The 15955-nt window shown below is 43.3% G+C and carries 15 protein-coding genes; 9 read left to right on the forward strand and 6 right to left on the reverse strand.

All coding sequences use genetic code 11. The features are described from left to right. Positions 1 to 13 precede the first annotated feature (13 nt). From MHM87_RS06885 to MHM87_RS06900, 4 genes are read left to right on the forward strand one after another with little or no spacing between them, the layout of a single operon-like run. The gene (locus MHM87_RS06885) at positions 14 to 310 is read left to right on the forward strand and encodes a YcgL domain-containing protein (RefSeq protein ID WP_239258228.1); all 297 of its coding nucleotides are present in this window, start codon (positions 14 to 16) and stop codon (positions 308 to 310) included. Between the two features lie 6 nt (positions 311 to 316). Further along, positions 317 to 1399 carry a lytic murein transglycosylase gene (locus tag MHM87_RS06890; RefSeq protein WP_239258230.1) on the forward strand — a complete coding sequence of 361 codons (1083 nt, stop codon included), beginning with the start codon at positions 317 to 319 and terminating at the stop codon, positions 1397 to 1399. After that, positions 1399 to 2067, forward strand: a complete 669-nt coding sequence (locus MHM87_RS06895) for a fumarylacetoacetate hydrolase family protein (protein ID WP_014976926.1) — start codon at positions 1399 to 1401, stop codon at positions 2065 to 2067. The genes MHM87_RS06890 and MHM87_RS06895 overlap by 1 nt, the downstream gene beginning before the upstream one ends. Beyond that, a complete protein-coding gene (locus tag MHM87_RS06900; RefSeq protein ID WP_101565140.1) occupies positions 2064 to 2558 on the forward strand; it encodes a YcgN family cysteine cluster protein in 495 nt (164 codons plus the stop codon). Before MHM87_RS06895 ends, MHM87_RS06900 begins: the two co-directional genes overlap by 4 nt. Positions 2559 to 2573: 15 nt before the next feature. Here MHM87_RS06900 and MHM87_RS06905 read toward each other — a convergent pair whose 3' ends face one another. The 3 genes from MHM87_RS06905 to nhaB are packed head-to-tail and all read right to left on the reverse strand — an operon-like array spanning position 2574 to position 5230. Further along, on the reverse strand, positions 2574 to 3128 hold the full coding sequence (locus MHM87_RS06905; protein WP_239258232.1) for a GNAT family N-acetyltransferase: 555 nt from the start codon (positions 3126 to 3128) through the stop codon (positions 2574 to 2576). Further along, the gene (gene dsbB / locus MHM87_RS06910; protein ID WP_014976923.1) at positions 3125 to 3652 is read right to left on the reverse strand and encodes a disulfide bond formation protein DsbB; all 528 of its coding nucleotides are present in this window, start codon (positions 3650 to 3652) and stop codon (positions 3125 to 3127) included. Before dsbB ends, MHM87_RS06905 begins: the two co-directional genes overlap by 4 nt. 3 nt (positions 3653 to 3655) lie before the next feature. After that, on the reverse strand, positions 3656 to 5230 hold the full coding sequence (gene nhaB / locus MHM87_RS06915) for a sodium/proton antiporter NhaB (protein WP_014976922.1): 1575 nt from the start codon (positions 5228 to 5230) through the stop codon (positions 3656 to 3658). Positions 5231 to 5660: 430 nt separating this feature from the next. Here nhaB and fadR point away from each other — a divergent pair, with 430 nt between their 5' ends. From fadR to MHM87_RS06935, 4 genes are all read left to right on the forward strand, one after another. Then, a complete protein-coding gene (gene fadR / locus MHM87_RS06920; RefSeq protein WP_014949996.1) occupies positions 5661 to 6371 on the forward strand; it encodes a fatty acid metabolism transcriptional regulator FadR in 711 nt (236 codons plus the stop codon). Positions 6372 to 6724: 353 nt separating this feature from the next. Beyond that, positions 6725 to 8902, forward strand: coding sequence for a S9 family peptidase (locus MHM87_RS06925; RefSeq protein WP_239258234.1), 2178 nt, complete (start codon positions 6725 to 6727; stop codon positions 8900 to 8902). A 175-nt stretch (positions 8903 to 9077) separates the two neighbouring features. Further along, complete coding sequence (locus MHM87_RS06930) at positions 9078 to 9437, forward strand: phasin family protein (RefSeq protein WP_014949994.1); 360 nt, start codon at positions 9078 to 9080, stop codon at positions 9435 to 9437. Between the two features lie 187 nt (positions 9438 to 9624). Beyond that, on the forward strand, positions 9625 to 10389 hold the full coding sequence (locus MHM87_RS06935) for a hypothetical protein (RefSeq protein WP_239258236.1): 765 nt from the start codon (positions 9625 to 9627) through the stop codon (positions 10387 to 10389). A gap of 376 nt (positions 10390 to 10765) precedes the next feature. Here MHM87_RS06935 and MHM87_RS06940 read toward each other — a convergent pair whose 3' ends face one another. The 3 genes from MHM87_RS06940 to MHM87_RS06950 all read right to left on the reverse strand — a co-directional run bounded on the left by MHM87_RS06940 (position 10766) and on the right by MHM87_RS06950 (position 14332). Beyond that, positions 10766 to 11302 (reverse strand): DUF3592 domain-containing protein, encoded by a 537-nt coding sequence (locus tag MHM87_RS06940; RefSeq protein WP_239258238.1) that lies wholly within the window; start codon positions 11300 to 11302, stop codon positions 10766 to 10768. 57 nt (positions 11303 to 11359) lie between these two features. Then, on the reverse strand, positions 11360 to 12793 hold the full coding sequence (locus tag MHM87_RS06945) for a hypothetical protein (RefSeq protein ID WP_239258240.1): 1434 nt from the start codon (positions 12791 to 12793) through the stop codon (positions 11360 to 11362). A 78-nt stretch (positions 12794 to 12871) separates the two neighbouring features. After that, positions 12872 to 14332 (reverse strand): DUF3336 domain-containing protein, encoded by a 1461-nt coding sequence (locus MHM87_RS06950; RefSeq protein WP_014976917.1) that lies wholly within the window; start codon positions 14330 to 14332, stop codon positions 12872 to 12874. Positions 14333 to 14746: 414 nt separating this feature from the next. Between MHM87_RS06950 and MHM87_RS06955 the strand changes: the two genes are divergently transcribed. Beyond that, positions 14747 to 15955: a DUF445 family protein gene (locus MHM87_RS06955; RefSeq protein WP_239258242.1), complete on the forward strand. Its 1209-nt coding sequence runs from the start codon at positions 14747 to 14749 to the stop codon at positions 15953 to 15955.

Genomic DNA, 15955 nt, shown 5'->3' on the forward strand with positions numbered 1-15955 from the left:
GAGTAAAAAGTCTATGTTATGCGCAGTTTATAAAACGCGAAAAAAAGACGGCATGTATTTGTACGTGCCAAAAAAAGACCATTTTGAAGACGTGCCAGAGCCGCTTATGGCAAAGTTTGGTCGTCCAGAGCTAGTGACTATCATCGCCTTAGAAAAGCGCGAGAAACTTGGCCTAGTTGATAAGCAAAAGCTTATTAACGAACTTAATGAAAAAGGCTTTTACCTTCAAATGCCGCCAAAAGAAGATGATTTGCTAGAGCAACACCGTGAATCTCTTGGGCTTTCAAAAACGCCTGATAAGAAGTTTTAAATATCCATGTTATTAAAGACTCTAAACCGCTTAGTTAGCCGAATTACCTTTATAGATAAGCACAAAAATCGTAGTTTATTTCCTCAACCGCGCAATATTGCCCTAGTTTTATCGAGTATAACCTTAAGCTTTTCACTGGCAGCTCATGCCGAAAATCAGCCAAGTAATGACAGTGGGCTTAGTGAGACGGGCTTCAAAAGCTACGTTGCTCAACTGAAAAAAGAAGCGGCCGAAAAGGGCATAGATAAGACTAAATTAGATTTAGCGTTTGCTGACATTACTTTCAGGCCCACGGTGGTCAAGTCTGACAAAAGCCAGCCAGAGAAAAAAATAACGTTAGATGACTATCTAGCAACGCGAGTACCCGACTGGAAAGTAAAGCAGGCGGTTGAGCAGTACACTGAACACAAAGTACTGCTTGACGAAATTGCTCAAAAATACGGGGTTCAGGCACGCTTTATTGTTGCGCTGTGGGGTAACGAGTCTAACTTTGGTAAAATTCAGGGCAACTTTGGTGTGCTGTCTGCACTGGCATCTTTGGCATATGAAGGGCGACGAGAAAAGCTGTTTAAAGACAATTTTTTTGCGGCACTTCAGATCCTAGATGAAGGGCATATCTCTGTAGATGCGCTTAAAGGCTCTTGGGCCGGTGCGATGGGACAAACACAGTTTATGCCCATATCCTTTCTAAATTACGCAGTGGACTACGACGGCGACGGCAGAAAGGATATTTGGGGAACCAAGGCAGACGTATTTGCGTCAATCGCCAACTATCTATCATCTGAAGGTTGGGATAGTGAAGGGACGTGGGGACGCCAAGTAATACTAACCAAACCAGTACCTTTTTCAGGGTTAGCGAAATCTAACATGAAGCCGTTGGCCTTTTGGCAGCAGAATGGCGTCAAGCGCTACAACGGAAATGAACTCCCCAATGCAGAAATCAGTGCATCGCTTATTATGCCAGATGGTGAGCAAGGCCGAATTTACTTGGTGTATAACAATTTTCACACACTGATGAAGTGGAACCGCTCGTCTTACTTTGGCGTTTCGGTTGGGTATTTATCAGAGCGGATAAAACGAGGTTACTAATGGCTTATCGTCACATCGATTCTCAAGGCAATGAAATATCACTACCCGTTAGTAAAGTAGTGTGTATAGGTAGAAATTACCTCGACCACATTCAAGAAATGAATTCTACCGTATCTGAAGCACCCTTGCTGTTTATGAAGCCAAAGGCTGCCTTATGTTATATGCAGAAGCCTATTGCCATTCCTACCGACAAAGGCGAGTGTCACAACGAGCTTGAAGTCGCTGTGCTGCTAAAATCATCATTGAAGAATGCGAGTGTAGATGACGTAAAAGCCGCGATATGGGGTATTGGACTTGGTCTCGATTTAACCCTTCGCGAGGTTCAAGCCGAGCTTAAGAAGCAAGGCCAGCCTTGGGAAAGAGCGAAGTCTTTCGACAACAGTGCACCGCTGTCAGGCTTTGTGCCGTTAAGTGAAATAGAAAACTTGGAAGACCTGCGTTTTACCTTAACCATAAACGGGGTGGTTAGACAGCAGGGACATACCGAGCTGATGCTGCACAAAATCATCCCACTTATCGCTCATATGTCATCTATATTTACGTTAGACAGCGGCGACGTGATTCTTACAGGCACGCCCAAAGGGGTAGGTAAGCTTTGCTCGCAAGATACGATTGTTGCAACGCTAGACAATCATTTAACCGTGGAAACCGAGGTAATAGCAGAATGACAGCCGCGTTTTGGGAAAACAAATCTTTAGAAGAGATGACCCAAAAGGAATGGGAATCACTTTGTGATGGATGTGGTAAATGTTGTCTGCAAAAATTTATCGATGATGACGCGGTAGAAGAATACGAAGTCACCGATCATATTAACGATAATGAGAAGATTCACTATACCAATATTGTGTGTACGTATTTGAACACAAAAAAATGTGAATGTACCCAATATGAAAGGCGAACAGAGCTGGTGCCTGATTGCGTGAAGCTGACAAAAGAGAATCTGAAGGATATCTTTTTTATGCCTAATAGCTGCACCTATCGCCGCCTTTATGAGGGAAGGGGCATACCATCGTGGCACCCATTGTTAAACAAGGGGAAGAAACACGTGATGCACGCAAAGGGAATGTCGGTACGCAATAAGACCGTTTTTGAAACCGATGTGGATTTAAATAACTTTGAAGACTATATAGCCATTTGGCCTTTAGAAGACTTAGATTAACGCGCAGAACGCGCGTTAATTGCCATTAACAATCGCATAAAGCAACGCATCGCGCCCGAATACGCGTTTGCGACAAAGCCCTTCTTTTGTACCACCAATTCGCTCTGCTACACGTATACTTGCCTTGTTGTTAGGCTCTATAAAGCATTCCAATCTATGCAAATTCATTTGAGAGAACGCAAGCTTCTTCAAGGCTTCACAAATCGCGGTAGCTAAACCTTTTCCGCACGCATCTGGTTTGAGCCAGTAGCCAAGATTAGCGGTAAGGTGCGTGTGGTGAATATGATTGATAATGCCCATACCTAAGCACTTTTCGTCGTGCATTAGCAAGTAGGTAAGTCCATAGCCTGTATCTCGGGCCTTTTCCATGTTGGCGATGCACTGCTTGGAGAGTGCAGGCGTAACAGGGCAAACCGCTGAACCAAACCAAGGTTTTACGTGATGGATAGACTGTTGCCCAGCCTCACAAAGCGCATAGCAGTGTTTCTCCGCAATGCGCTGAATGGAAATGGGGCCTTGCTCCGTATGTATTGGAGGTAGGCGTGACGGTAGAATGGATAAGTCGATCAAAAGGGTTTCTTATCCAATAATCGACATGCAAACACAATAGCGAATACAGCAAAGTAGGCAGCAAAAATAATCTGCATCCACTCAGCCATTCCCATAGACAAAAACTGCCACGAATCTTCTAAACAGTCACCTTCAGCAGCAAATACAGCGGGTAGCCACTCGTGAAGTTGTAACCACGAAGGGAAGTTTGGCACAATTTCGCAGCTGGCAAAAAATGGGTTCGCAGCATTGAGAATGCCAACGTGTTCTTTGGCAATTAAGAAGCCCCATCCTGCAGATACAGCCCAACCAGCGAAACCAAGCATGCGTGTAAAGCCATTGTTTTTAATAACGACAATAAGTGCTGACAACACAATACCGTACATGGCGGTTCGTTGATAAATGCACATAATGCACGGCTTTAAACCCATGCCATACTGAAAGTAAAGCGCAGCAATTTCTAATGCCAATGACGTGGCGAAAAGCACAAGCCATGAAGACTTGTGCTCTGCCCATTGGCTAATGCTGTGAATGATTCCGCGCATAGACTAGTGACCTACCGCTTGAGCACCCGCTTCAGCAGCGGTGTGGTGTTCAATGAGGTGCATGTCGTAAAGCACCTGAGTAGCATCAGCAAGTCCAATGTAAGTTGCTAACAAACCAACGATGGTCAGCACGATGGTATATGGCAATGCCATCATAACCATACGGCCGTACGACAAACGAAGCAGTGGCGCGATGGCTGAGGTCAGCAAGAATAGGAAAGCAGCTTGACCGTTTGGTGTTGCCACACTGGGTAAGTTGGTTCCCGTATTGATTGCTACAGCAAGCATATCGTACTGGTCGCGTGTGATTTGACCGGCCTGTAGAGCCGCTGTGACTTCAGTGATATAAACAGAGCCCACAAACACGTTGTCACTCACCATCGAAAGCACACCGTTAGCAAGATAGAACATAACCATTTGCGTTTCGCCTTCAAACGACAGTACCCAATGGATTACCGGCTGGAAAAGGCCTTGGTCAATGATAACGGCTACTACACCGAAGAATACGCAAAGTAGTGCGGTAAATGGCAGTGCTTCCTCGAATGCTTTACCAAGTGCGTGCTCTTCGATAACACCGCTCATTGAAGTAGCAAGTACAATAACTGACAGACCGATAAGACCCACTGACGCCATATGCGTAGCAAGGCCAATGATTAACCAAACACCAATTAGCGCTTGTACTATCAGTTTAGCGGTTTCACGCTTACTGCGGCCCTTGTCCATATGGTCGTTGTAGTCGACCAAAATTTGTCTTACCGCTGCAGGTAATTTTGCACCGTAAGAAAACATTCCGGTTTTTTCTAACACGACGGTAGTTAACAAGCCAAATACAAACACTGGCAGTGTGACAGGCGCCATGCGGATAAAGAACTCAACGAAGTCCCAGCCGGCTTTGTCTGCAATAATCAGGTTTTGTGGTTCACCTACCATGGTCATAACACCACCAAGGGCAGTACCTACCGCTGAGTGCATCATAAGGTTGCGTAGGAAAGCTCTGAAGTCTTCTAAGTCGTGGCTACCCAACTCATCGTCGCTAGTGTGGTCGTGATCAGAGTGGAATTCCTTGCCCGACGCTACTTTGTGATAGATAGAGTAAAAGCCCAGACCTACACTGATTATTACTGCAACAACCGTTAATGCGTCGAGAAACGCCGATAGAAATGCAGATGCAAAAATAAACGATAGGGATAAAATTAGCTTGTTGCGAACCTTAATCACTAATTTGGTGAACAAGTACATAAGCAGGTCTTTCATGAAGTAAATGCCCGCTACCATGAATACCAGTAGCAATAACACTTCTAAGTTAACTTCAATCTCATGCATCATATGGCCAGGCGATGTCATGCCTATAAACATCGCTTCGATGAGCAGCAGGCCGCCTGGTTGAAGCGGGTAACATTTCAATGCCATCGCTAAGGTAAAGATGAATTGGATTACAAGCGTCCAGCCAGCTACATATGGGTCCACCATAAAGATGAAGGGATTAACAATGAGAAAGGCAATAATGGTTTTTTTATACCAGTCGGGCGCATGTCCCAGGAAATTCTTATAGATCGCCGCGATCATTGAGGTTTGCATGAGTTCCTGTTCCTTTTACAACAAAGCACGCATTTTTGCGCATCTTTATACTGTGTAGTTCCGGTTATTGCATACATAAACTGCTGGCGCTATGCGATTTATTTCGCCTTACCGCGGTTTTACTGCTGTCATTATAGTCGGAAATTAAGCGTACATGATATTAACGTCTTGAGAAAGCAATTCACAGACCCCACCATGTGAAAGTCACTGAATATTTATCACTTTTTTTATGATAGTTATCATTGAATTTGAAAATACGTAATATTTCGAACGTAAAATGTACAAGCAGTATTTAATGGTGTTTGAAATAACACTTTAATTTTAACAAGTTGTTAAAAGCTTTAGTGGACGAGGCATAATTCATTGTGATAATAAAACAGCATCTGGTACAATCAGTTGCAAAATAACAATAACGTGCAGGCGATTAGTTATGATTTATAAGGCACAGAGTCCAGCTGGATTCGCCGAAGAATATATTGTTGAATCTATTTGGAGTGGAAGATTTCCACCTGGCACCATTTTGCCTGCAGAAAGAGAGCTTTCTGAGTTAATTGGTGTAACGCGTACTACACTGCGTGAAGTACTTCAGCGTCTAGCTCGTGATGGTTGGTTAACAATTCAACACGGAAAGCCGACCAAGGTTAACAATTTCTGGGAAACGTGTGGGTTAAACATTTTAGAAACACTCGCTCGTTTAGACCAAGAAGGGATCCCTGAACTGGTTGATAATTTGTTAGCAGCGCGCACTAATTTAAGTGCGGTTTTCATTCGAGGCGCAATTCGAAACAACCCTCAAGAGTCTGCTGAAATTATTGCCCGTTATAAAAATGTGGAGCAAGAAGGTTTAGCTTTTGCCCAATTCGACTATCAAATGTCACATGACTTGGCGTTAGCGTCTAACAATAACGTATTTGTTTTGATGATGAACGGTTTCCGTGGTTTGTACTCGCGTATTGGTGGCTATTTCTTCTCGCACCAACAAGCACGCGACGTGGCAAACAAGTATTACGCAGACTTGCTTGATGTTGCTGAGAAAGGCGAATACGACCGTGTCCCTGTAGTAGTTAGAAAGTACGGTATAGAAAGTGGAAAGGTGTGGCTTGCTATTCGTGATGACATGCCTAAGGATTTGGTCGACTAAACACTAGGCTGCCAAAGGCTGTTGGTTTCCATACGACGGCTTTTACAATAAACAACAAAAGCGCCGCATTATTTCTGAATATGCGGCGTTTTTTATAGCTTTCTACTAACGCTCGTTGGTGAATTTACAGCGATGAAACACAGCTTTACATATCTTGTAACATTTTAACCTTTAATTAATCTCATTCGCGTTAACTATCGCTAGACCCTTAATTGTATTTATATATACTCAGTCTACTTATAAGTTCCGCTTAGTTTAGTTGCCTCCCTATATTTTCAATCACCATAAGTCGATTGCCTTCAACCGTTTGGCGGTAAACAAAGCGCAAATAAAAGTGCACAACAGGAATAATAATGAAATATCTATGGATAGCACTTGCCGCAGGTGGCTTGGTAGCAGGCTGTGGCGTCGAAAACAAAACTGAAAATCCTCAACAAGTAGCTGAAAGTGCAGCGCCATCCGTTATGCTAAATACTCAAGTAAGTGCGCCTGTGGCGAAAAAAGTGCCGCATGAAATGACCGCGCATGGTGTCACCCGTAATGACAATTACTATTGGATGCGTGATGACTCCCGCACCGATGAAGAGATATTGTCCCATTTAGAGCAAGAAAACAGCTATGTTGAGACTGTTTTGGCTCCTCTTAAGAAAAACCGAGAAGCGCTTTATGAGGAGCTCGTGTCTCGGATTGAGAAGGACGACTCAACCGTGCCCGTTCTCGACAATGGTTACTGGTACTACACCAGCTACTCAGGTGAAAACGAGTATCCTATTTATTTAAGAAAACCTTCACTTGACGCTGAGCCGCAAGTATTGCTTGATGCAAACCGAATGTCTGAAGGGCATGATTATTTCAGTATTGGCAGTTACGCGGTGAGCAGCAACAACAAATTGCTTGCGTATTCTGAAGATACGCTTAGCCGACGCATCTACACTGTGTATGTCAAAAGCCTAGAGAGTGAAGAAAGGCTTGATGACGTTTTAGAAGGTACGTCTGGAAGTGTAGTTTGGGCGAACGATAATACCCATCTCTTTTACGTGAAGAAAGACCCGCAGACTCTTTTGGGATACCAAGTCTATCGCCATAAATTGGGCACGTCTCAAAGCGAAGATGTTTTAGTTTATGAAGAGAGCGACCCTACCTTTTATACCTATATCAGTAAAAGTAAAGACGATAGTGTCATATACATTCACCATGACAACACCGAAAAAACAGGTGTGACTTTGATTGATGCGAATAACCCAACGTCTCAAACAAAAGTATTCTTGCCCATTGAAGACGGACAAGAATACAGTGTAGCAAAAGCGAGTGACGGTTATTTTGTGTTGACTAATATTGGTGCGAAGAATTTTAGAGTGATGAAAGCACCATTAGACGCCACTAACGATGTGTCGAAATGGCAAGAAGTGATTGCACATCGTCCAGACGTTTTCCTTCAAAGTATTGAAGTAATGAACAACCACTTAGTGGTTAAAGAAAAAGAAAACGGCATGCTGCGCTTGGTCGTTCACAATCTGACGACAAACGAAGAGAAAGTTATTCCAACTCAAGATCCAATTTACGGTGCGTATTTTAATGCAAACCCTGAAATGGATACCAATAAGCTTAGAATTTATTACAGCTCGTTGACCACGCCTGGTTCTATCATTGATATCAACTTAGATACCCTTGAAAGCGAGGTGATGAAACAAACCCGTGTATCTGACACTTTTGACTCCTCTCTCTATGCCTCTGAGCGCGTGATGATTGAAGCGAGAGACGGTACGTCGGTTCCCGTTTCGTTGGTTTATCGCAAAGATAAGTTTAAGAAAGACGGCACCAATCCATTATATCAATACGCCTATGGCTCATACGGTTCGACTGTAGACCCAACGTTTAGAAGCAGCTGGTTGTCTTTGATAGACAGAGGCTTTGTTGTCGCGATCGCACACATTCGCGGAGGTCAAATGTTGGGTCGCGAGTGGTATGAAGACGGCAAAATGCATCAGAAAATAAATACCTTTACTGACTTTATTGACGTTTCAAAAGGACTTGTGGCAAAGCAGTACGTAGACAAAGACCGCGTCTTTGCTATGGGCGGCAGCGCTGGTGGCTTATTAATGGGCGCAATCGTAAATATGGCACCTGAACTCTATCAAGGTGTGAGCGCGCACGTTCCATTTGTTGATGTAGTGACCACGATGAGCGATGCGTCTATTCCGCTGACTACCGGCGAATATACCGAGTGGGGTAACCCAGCCAACAAAGCTGAGTTTGACTATATGCTTTCCTACTCGCCTTACGACCAGGTTGAAGCAAAAGACTATCCACATATGTTGGTCACAACCGGACTACACGACTCACAAGTGCAGTATTTTGAGCCAATGAAGTGGGTGGCGAAGCTAAGAGAATACAAAACAGACGAAAACTTATTGCTTTTCAAAACCGACATGGAAGCGGGTCACGGTGGAGCTTCAGGACGTTTCAAACGATTCGAGTCTACCGCGCTTGAATATGCGTTCGTATTGCATCTTGCAGGTGTTCCACTCTAACTCTACACCCACCTTTTTAAAACCAGTCTCCTCTGGTATTTCGCCCGAACAAGTTAGCGCTTTTTCGGGCATTTTTATTTTTTTGTGTTTTTAGTATGCAGATTCTAATTGTTAATCGTAAAGTAAAGCCATGGTGTTGAAATACACTCTCATTTAGCATTCATAGGAGCTGAACATGACTACTACTGACACAATTAAAGGTAAAATCAACGAAGCCGAAGAAATGGCACGTAAAATTTGGTTAGCAGGCCTAGGCGCTTATGGCAAGAGCGTTGAAGAAGCGCAGGGGCGTTACGAGAAGCTAAGCGAAGAAGCGAACAAAATGTTTGACGAGCTAGTGACAAAAGGCGAAACGCTAGAAGAAGACGCAAAGAGTAAGTTCAAATCTACGACTAACGATGTTGAAAATCGCGTTGCAGACGTGCGCAAGAAACTTGGCCTTGATTCAGAGCCAGCTGATCAGCGCATCGAAGAGCTTTCAGCAAAAATCGATGCCTTGACTGAAGCGGTTGCAAAGCTAGCTGCCAGCAAGTAAAGCAATCAGTATTTTGGACACCGTTTTCGGTGTCCAAAACGCAGCTTTCATTTAGTCCTTTTAACTAAATTGGCTAGATAGAAAGCTACAGTTGAGTGACCGCGGAAAGCGAGTGTGCAACTTAGTGTGCTGTAAATCACATTGCTTTCCACTGTCATGCTTACTAAATCTCCATATTGGAGGCGTTATGAGCAACAAAAATATTCCTAACCCGGAAGCTATGCCTGTTGTCCAAAGAGAATCGACAACGCTAAATGGTACTACCCCTTCATCTCTGAAGTCGTCCCCCTTGTTTGGATGGCTTTTTGCTGGTTCCGACCTATTGTCTTCAAAGCTAGATCAAGCGGCAGGTGTGGTCAGCCAAAAAATTGATAACACTCAAGAAACCATCAATGCTATGCAAGCTAAAGGCTTGGAAGTGGAGAGTGAACTTAGACGTACGCTTAATCCATTCGCCCTAGTTGATACTGCTCAAAAACTGGTTGCATCAACGCCATTATTTTCGGTGTTGTCTGGCGGTCAAAAACGTCAACAGAAAGAACAACAGCTTGAAATGCTGAGCGCAAAAGTGGACTTACTCGTTGAGCAAGTAGCCCTTTTAGCTGCAAAGGAGGCGGCTAAAAAAGCCGAAGTGACAAGTACTGCAAGTAAGGCTACTGCCAATAACAGAACAGCAACTAAAAGCTCTTCAGCTAAGTCAACAACGACCTCGTCGACAACTACCGGTACCCGCAAACCGAGTAAAACAAAAACAACCACTACAACGGCCGCTTCATCGCCTAGTGCGACTAAAAAGGCCGCGACCGGAACAGCGAATAAACGCACCGTAGCAAAGTCAACGGCAGCAAAGAGTACAGCACGTAAAACAACGGCTAGTACAAAAGCTACATCGGCCAAAAGTACGACTAAAAGTACATCGGATTCGTCTGACATCACAAAGAACGACGAGTAAAGGCGTTCAATAAAGGTAAAGGTAGTTTTTGGTAATAGCGCCAAATAAATGAATACGCGTATATTTGGCGCTGCTTCGTCTAGGTTCGTTTAAATTATCTTTTTGTTTGAGTGTAGAGATAATTATCGGTGATGTCAGGCCTCTAAACTATCCACCTCTAATCCAAGAATTTTTGCCAGTATATCCGAGTCATCTTGTATTGCGTAATAATCACCATGAAACATTAATACAATTCTTGTTTGGTTAGTAGTTAGGGTGCTCAGTTTGTGACATGCCAGTGAGCTTTCAGATGTATATATTTGTGTCGTTACTAAAAGAAGCTTTTCAAAAGAATCAAAAGCAACTTTTAAAATGCAACTAGATAAATTCAAAGTCATCAACGTTTATACTTTAACTTAAAAATAAGAACGTAAACTAACCAAAGAAATACCGACCAAGAAACAAGAAAACCGACAAGCAACATCGACATATGTTCCCAGATAACACGCTTGATCAAAATGGATTCTGCCGAGTTTTTGGGGTTTATGAAAATGTCTACTGGCTCAGAAGCTGCAAATTTTCTTTTTAATTCAAGCCCTAATTTAAGCATAAAGCCGTCGTCATAAATGTCATACCAAGTAACTTTTCTTCCGGTATGTTCTTGGCCACTAGTATTGTATTTGTAAAGGATACGAGGCGTGTATAAAGTATATTGGCTTCGATTATCTCTAGTCGTTGTTGTAATCATTTCGTCAATATATACATTTATTAAAGTTGCTTTGATAGGAACCCAATTCATTGAAGAGATTGGGCCGGCTAACCCTTTAACTACTTGTATTGAAAAGGCGATGACAAAAATTAGGGCAACTAAAGCGACAAAATAGACTCCCAATCTTGCTTTTCTAAGTTGTGCTCGGCTTACCTCAATAGTCATAAAAACGTCTCATTCAGTCCGTGTTTTATCATATCTTTATAGAAGAATACTTACTCGCTATTTATTTTTCGCCCACAAATTCTGATGCTTTTTAAAACCGAAGAAGTCATAGGGTTCCCAGAAACTCGGTACTAAATCGTCAAGTGCGTCCGGAGTGAAGTTGCTCGACAATTGACTCATAATTTCACTTAATCTGTCTTTCCCTACGCGCATGAGTTTCTTGCGGTTAGCTGGGAAATAAAGGTTTCTTCCTTTGGGAATGATTTCTTGCGTACCGCTGGTAATGTACTTCTGATTTCTTGTTACCACTTTACATAAAGGCTCAGCTGGATTTGCAGGGTTGAGGCCAATCACTATTGCACATTCGTACTGGTCCTTTTCCTGACCGTTTTCATTAACAGGTATAAACGTAATACCGAACCCTTGCGGGAAGTATCCCACAAGCTCAACAAAATCCTGAGCTAACTGCTTATTTAAGCCGCCTTTTTTCGCTAATTGTTCAATGAGCATGTAGCCTTTAGGCAAGCTCATACGTGAGTAGTCAGACTTAGTTGAAAGCACAATCGAAACATAAATTTGAGGGATCTTTACAATTTCTCCCAGCCCCGTTTTCGACACAAATGCATCTTTTACCAGCTGCTGTAAAAATTCGTTCGCGTCTTTATGAGTTTGAATAAAACGGTCTCTTTCTTCCTTGTCATTCCCTACGTAATTGGGCAATCCTAGCCCCTCGGTCAAGTACTTTAAGGTGAAGTGGTAGTTCAGTTTCAGCAAGTCTTTTCGCTGAGACTCGTCTAACAAACGGAATTCGTCTAGATCGCCATTTTCCCCTTTCAAGATGGTGAGTGCGGCAGGGCTTTGCAGGCCAATATCTTGAAGTAACGCTGCGGTAATTAGCGGTCGTCCAAGCTCAGTTTTCCATTTATCGCGCCAATAGCGGTTCCCACGAAACCGGGATGCAGCTTCGCGATACTTCGAGAGATATTTGTGAGCAATCGTGTCGTGCTCTAACAGTCTATCGACTAAGCGCAGTGTAAGCACCGCTTTGTAGAGCGGTTTGAAGCGCATGTGCACACGTGCAAAGTTGCCCTCTGGTCCTCGTGTGAGCAGCATAAGTGTACCAAGCAACTTAGCGCTGAGCTGTTGTGTTTCTTGCCAGTTGTCGCCCTCACAAAGCTCAATAATTTTGGTGCTTACAGCGTCAAGCCGCTCTATCCTTGCCAGACGCTCTTCTTCAAGCTTTTCAGTGCTGTTTGTTATTTGCTTGGTCAGTTGCTCTGCAAGCAACTCTTTGTTTTTATTTCCCTCAATTCTCTTAAGCTGAGCTTTCAAGTCTTCAATGTGCTGCTCAAGAGAGGGGGTAAGCGAAAAATAGTGACTCGCATCCTCGAACACCGAACCGTAGCCCGTTTCTTGAGGATAAATCATATTGATTAGTTGTTTTACTTGCTGCGTGTAAATGCTGTCGGGGTTTTGGCTTTGTGCGCTCACCGTTTTCCTTTCAAAAGATGCTGCGAATTGCCATTACTTTGCTATTGGCAATTCAAGACAGGTCAAGCGACGCACACGCTATCTTACTTCGTGCCCAAGCTCTACTGCCTCACGTTTTTTCAATTGGCCTAAATGATACCGTAAATTTTCGCTAATTTTGGTATTTCTTTTAATAACATGAAGTTGCGGCCATGATGCCCGTTCGCCACTGACGATCAACTGATTGATGCTTTCGCGCGTTGGATTAGACAACACCTGCGATAAATTTCTAATTTGGCGCTTGGGTAAAATATTGATGTTACCTACGTATTGCTGATCAATGATAGAACGAACTTTATGAATAGCCAATTTGGCACTTTTATTACCGGTTAATCTTTCAATGATATCAATGGCGAAAATACTGTTAGTTTTCGCTAGTTGGCCAAGATGGCGCGCAGACATGTCCCACAGCGAGTTGGGGTCAATGCGGTTTGCGGAAATGAATGGCACTGCCAACGGGTTTGTTTGGCTCACGATACTGTGATTTACGCCATATAGCCTCGCTAAGCGCTCGAAGGGAAGGTCGGCCATTAATGAGCCATCGGCAAAACGACGGTTGGGAATATAAGGCACAATATCGCCCGAAGGCGTTTTCGCTCTTAACTGTACAGGGCTAAAAATGATGGGAACTGCACAGGATGCACGTACCGCTTGAGTAATAATCGCATTCGGTGAGGTTTTAGCATTTAACAAGCGCGAATGTTGATGGAGGTCGGCAGGGGATACCGTCACAGTAATGTGTCGACCTGTTTTCTTAAAGGCTTCCTCAAAAGTGGTAAGGTCGAAAAGTTCAATCAGCGCATTTTCGAGCACGGAACTATCAAATAGCCCTTTCTTTCCAAGACCGGCAAAGCTTCGCCAGTGTTTAAAAGTCTCGTAAATAAAGTCGGCGCTGAGTGCTTCTAATAATTGGTCGTGAGTTCGTGTACCCAACATGGCTGCGATGATAGAACCAGCGCTAGAGCCAGACACTACGGTAGGTAACAAATTCTTTTCGTTTAATGACTTAACCACGCCAGCATGGAAAAAGCCTAAGCCTGCGCCACCTGAAAGCATAAGGCAGCTGCGCCCGAAGGCGTGTGCAGTCTCTTCAAAAAATGACAGTTTCTCGTAAAAGTCTACATCTTGCTCATCGGCGTGATAAATTTGCTCTAGCGCCAATATCACTTCGTCAATAAACTGTTCAATAAGATATTTAGTGCCTATTTTACACTGGGTAAGTAATACGGGGTTGGCAATATTGCCTAAATTGCCGTGTAGCCCCTCGTGCAGAATCGACATAAGCGCATGTAAATCGCCTTTGCCTCTGGCAAGCTGTAGGCGCTGAACCCGTTTTCGAATTAGTTTGTAGTCGTAATCATCGCTAGCGTCTTCGGCTTTCCATTCCTCAGCACCAGACAATGCATCGTGCGCTAAGCACGCGGCCTCATATTCATCATAATTGCCTGCATGCTCGATTTCATGTTCAAGCTTTTTTAACCGCAAGTCGAATACTGCCATGACGAGTACCTATTTTTGATTGATGAGGGCTGTGCCTTCTACTCATTTGAAAAAGTACACTGACCCGAAAAACACCAGCAAAACGATAGTTTTCACTTAGAACACAGTTCTCAAAAATTACAGGTCTTTAAATGTCCAAATAACGAAGACTTAAAGCAAGGGCATGAGAACAGCGGTTCATACACTATTTTGAGTGTATGGCGTAAATTTAGAATTCACTACCTAATCGTTTGTTGTTGAGAAAACTGATGCACTTTAGGTGAATCACACAAGGTCAAACATTCTAACTTTTAGACTTTCATTTAGCTGTTTTCAATCAATAATTAGCAGTAATTTCACTTTTTACATTGACCATTTCATAAGCACTCAGTAGCCTGAGAGAGAAAATAACAAATTGGACCACATGTTCGTAGTATGGAATGGAACTTTGAAACGCTAAGTCTGCTATCAATTCCTTTAATTAGCGCTATTGTTGGATGGCTAACCAACTATCTGGCGGTAAAAATGATGTTTTACCCCATTGAGTTTGTTGGTATTAAGCCTTTCTTAGGGTGGCAGGGACTCATTCCTGCGAAGCGCCGCCAAATGGCCGAGATTGAGGTTGAGCTAGTGCTAGGCAAACTGCTTAGTGTTGAAGAGTTAGCACAGCGTTTAGACGCAGACGAGCTCACCAAAGCAATTGAGCGGCGTTTAAGTCAAGTTATTCGCAAAGTCGTTAACGATGTAATGGCAGAATCTGCGCCTCAACTTTGGGCTGCGTTGCCTGTACAGGGCAAAAATTTAGTCTATCAACGTATCGAAAACGACATTCCTAATGTGGTTCATAAAATGGTGGACGACTTTCAGCACAATGTTTCAGAAATTTTAGATATTAAAGAGCTGGTGGTAGAGCAGCTGGTGAATGCGCCCGAGCTCGTTAATGAAATTTTCTTAACGGCAGGCAGCAAAGAGTTTCCGTTTATTGTGCGTTCTGGCTTCTATTTTGGCTTTTTGTTTGGTTTGCCCACCATGCTACTTTGGTATTTCTACCAAGCATGGTGGATTCTGCCGTTAGGTGGGCTGCTTGTGGGTTATGCCACTAATTGGATTGCTATCAAAATCATATTCGAACCCAAACGCCCGAGAAAAGTGGGGCCTATTACTATTCAAGGTATGTTTTTAAAGCGCCAAAAAGAAGTGTCCGAAGTCTATTCAAACATTATTGAAGAAAAGCTTATAACGCCTAAAAACATCACCCATGTAATCTTGCATGGTTCAGGCTCAGCCCAGCTTTTAGAACTCATTGAGCTTCATGTCAACGACGCTATTGAACGCTATGTTGCTATAGCGCAACCGTATTTTGCGTTGGGTGTGGGGTCAGAAAATTACCATAAAATGAAGGCACTAGCGGTGCGTCAGATATTTGATAATTCTGATAAGTATCTGCTTTATGCGTTTGATTACGCTAATAATGCTATGCAGATTGGGCACGATTTAAGTGAGCGCATGCAGGCGTTAAGTGTTGAAGAATTTGAAGGCGTTTTGCGCCCAGCGTATCAACAGGATGAGTGGAAGCTCATCGTAACCGGCGCTATTCTAGGTATGGTAGCTGGTATTGCTCAACTCTATCTGGTGTTTATGTAG

This window comes from Alteromonas sp. Cnat3-28 (genome assembly GCF_022348265.1).
Classification (GTDB): Bacteria; Pseudomonadota; Gammaproteobacteria; order Enterobacterales; family Alteromonadaceae; genus Alteromonas; species Alteromonas macleodii.

What these genes read in the sequence shown, in the direction of transcription:
- MHM87_RS06895 (WP_014976926.1), top strand. Translation starts at nt 1,399, where the DNA reads ATGGCTTATCGTCACATCGATTCTCAAGGCAATGAAATATCACTACCC.
- MHM87_RS06885 (WP_239258228.1), top strand. Translation starts at nt 14, where the DNA reads ATGTTATGCGCAGTTTATAAAACGCGAAAAAAAGACGGCATGTATTTG.
- MHM87_RS06935 (WP_239258236.1), top strand. Translation starts at nt 9,625, where the DNA reads ATGAGCAACAAAAATATTCCTAACCCGGAAGCTATGCCTGTTGTCCAA.
- nhaB (WP_014976922.1), bottom strand. Translation starts at nt 5,230, where the DNA reads ATGCAAACCTCAATGATCGCGGCGATCTATAAGAATTTCCTGGGACAT.
- dsbB (WP_014976923.1), bottom strand. Translation starts at nt 3,652, where the DNA reads ATGCGCGGAATCATTCACAGCATTAGCCAATGGGCAGAGCACAAGTCT.
- MHM87_RS06900 (WP_101565140.1), top strand. Translation starts at nt 2,064, where the DNA reads ATGACAGCCGCGTTTTGGGAAAACAAATCTTTAGAAGAGATGACCCAA.
- MHM87_RS06890 (WP_239258230.1), top strand. Translation starts at nt 317, where the DNA reads ATGTTATTAAAGACTCTAAACCGCTTAGTTAGCCGAATTACCTTTATA.
- MHM87_RS06940 (WP_239258238.1), bottom strand. Translation starts at nt 11,302, where the DNA reads ATGACTATTGAGGTAAGCCGAGCACAACTTAGAAAAGCAAGATTGGGA.
- MHM87_RS06950 (WP_014976917.1), bottom strand. Translation starts at nt 14,332, where the DNA reads ATGGCAGTATTCGACTTGCGGTTAAAAAAGCTTGAACATGAAATCGAG.
- MHM87_RS06930 (WP_014949994.1), top strand. Translation starts at nt 9,078, where the DNA reads ATGACTACTACTGACACAATTAAAGGTAAAATCAACGAAGCCGAAGAA.
- MHM87_RS06925 (WP_239258234.1), top strand. Translation starts at nt 6,725, where the DNA reads ATGAAATATCTATGGATAGCACTTGCCGCAGGTGGCTTGGTAGCAGGC.
- fadR (WP_014949996.1), top strand. Translation starts at nt 5,661, where the DNA reads ATGATTTATAAGGCACAGAGTCCAGCTGGATTCGCCGAAGAATATATT.
- MHM87_RS06955 (WP_239258242.1), top strand. Translation starts at nt 14,747, where the DNA reads ATGGAATGGAACTTTGAAACGCTAAGTCTGCTATCAATTCCTTTAATT.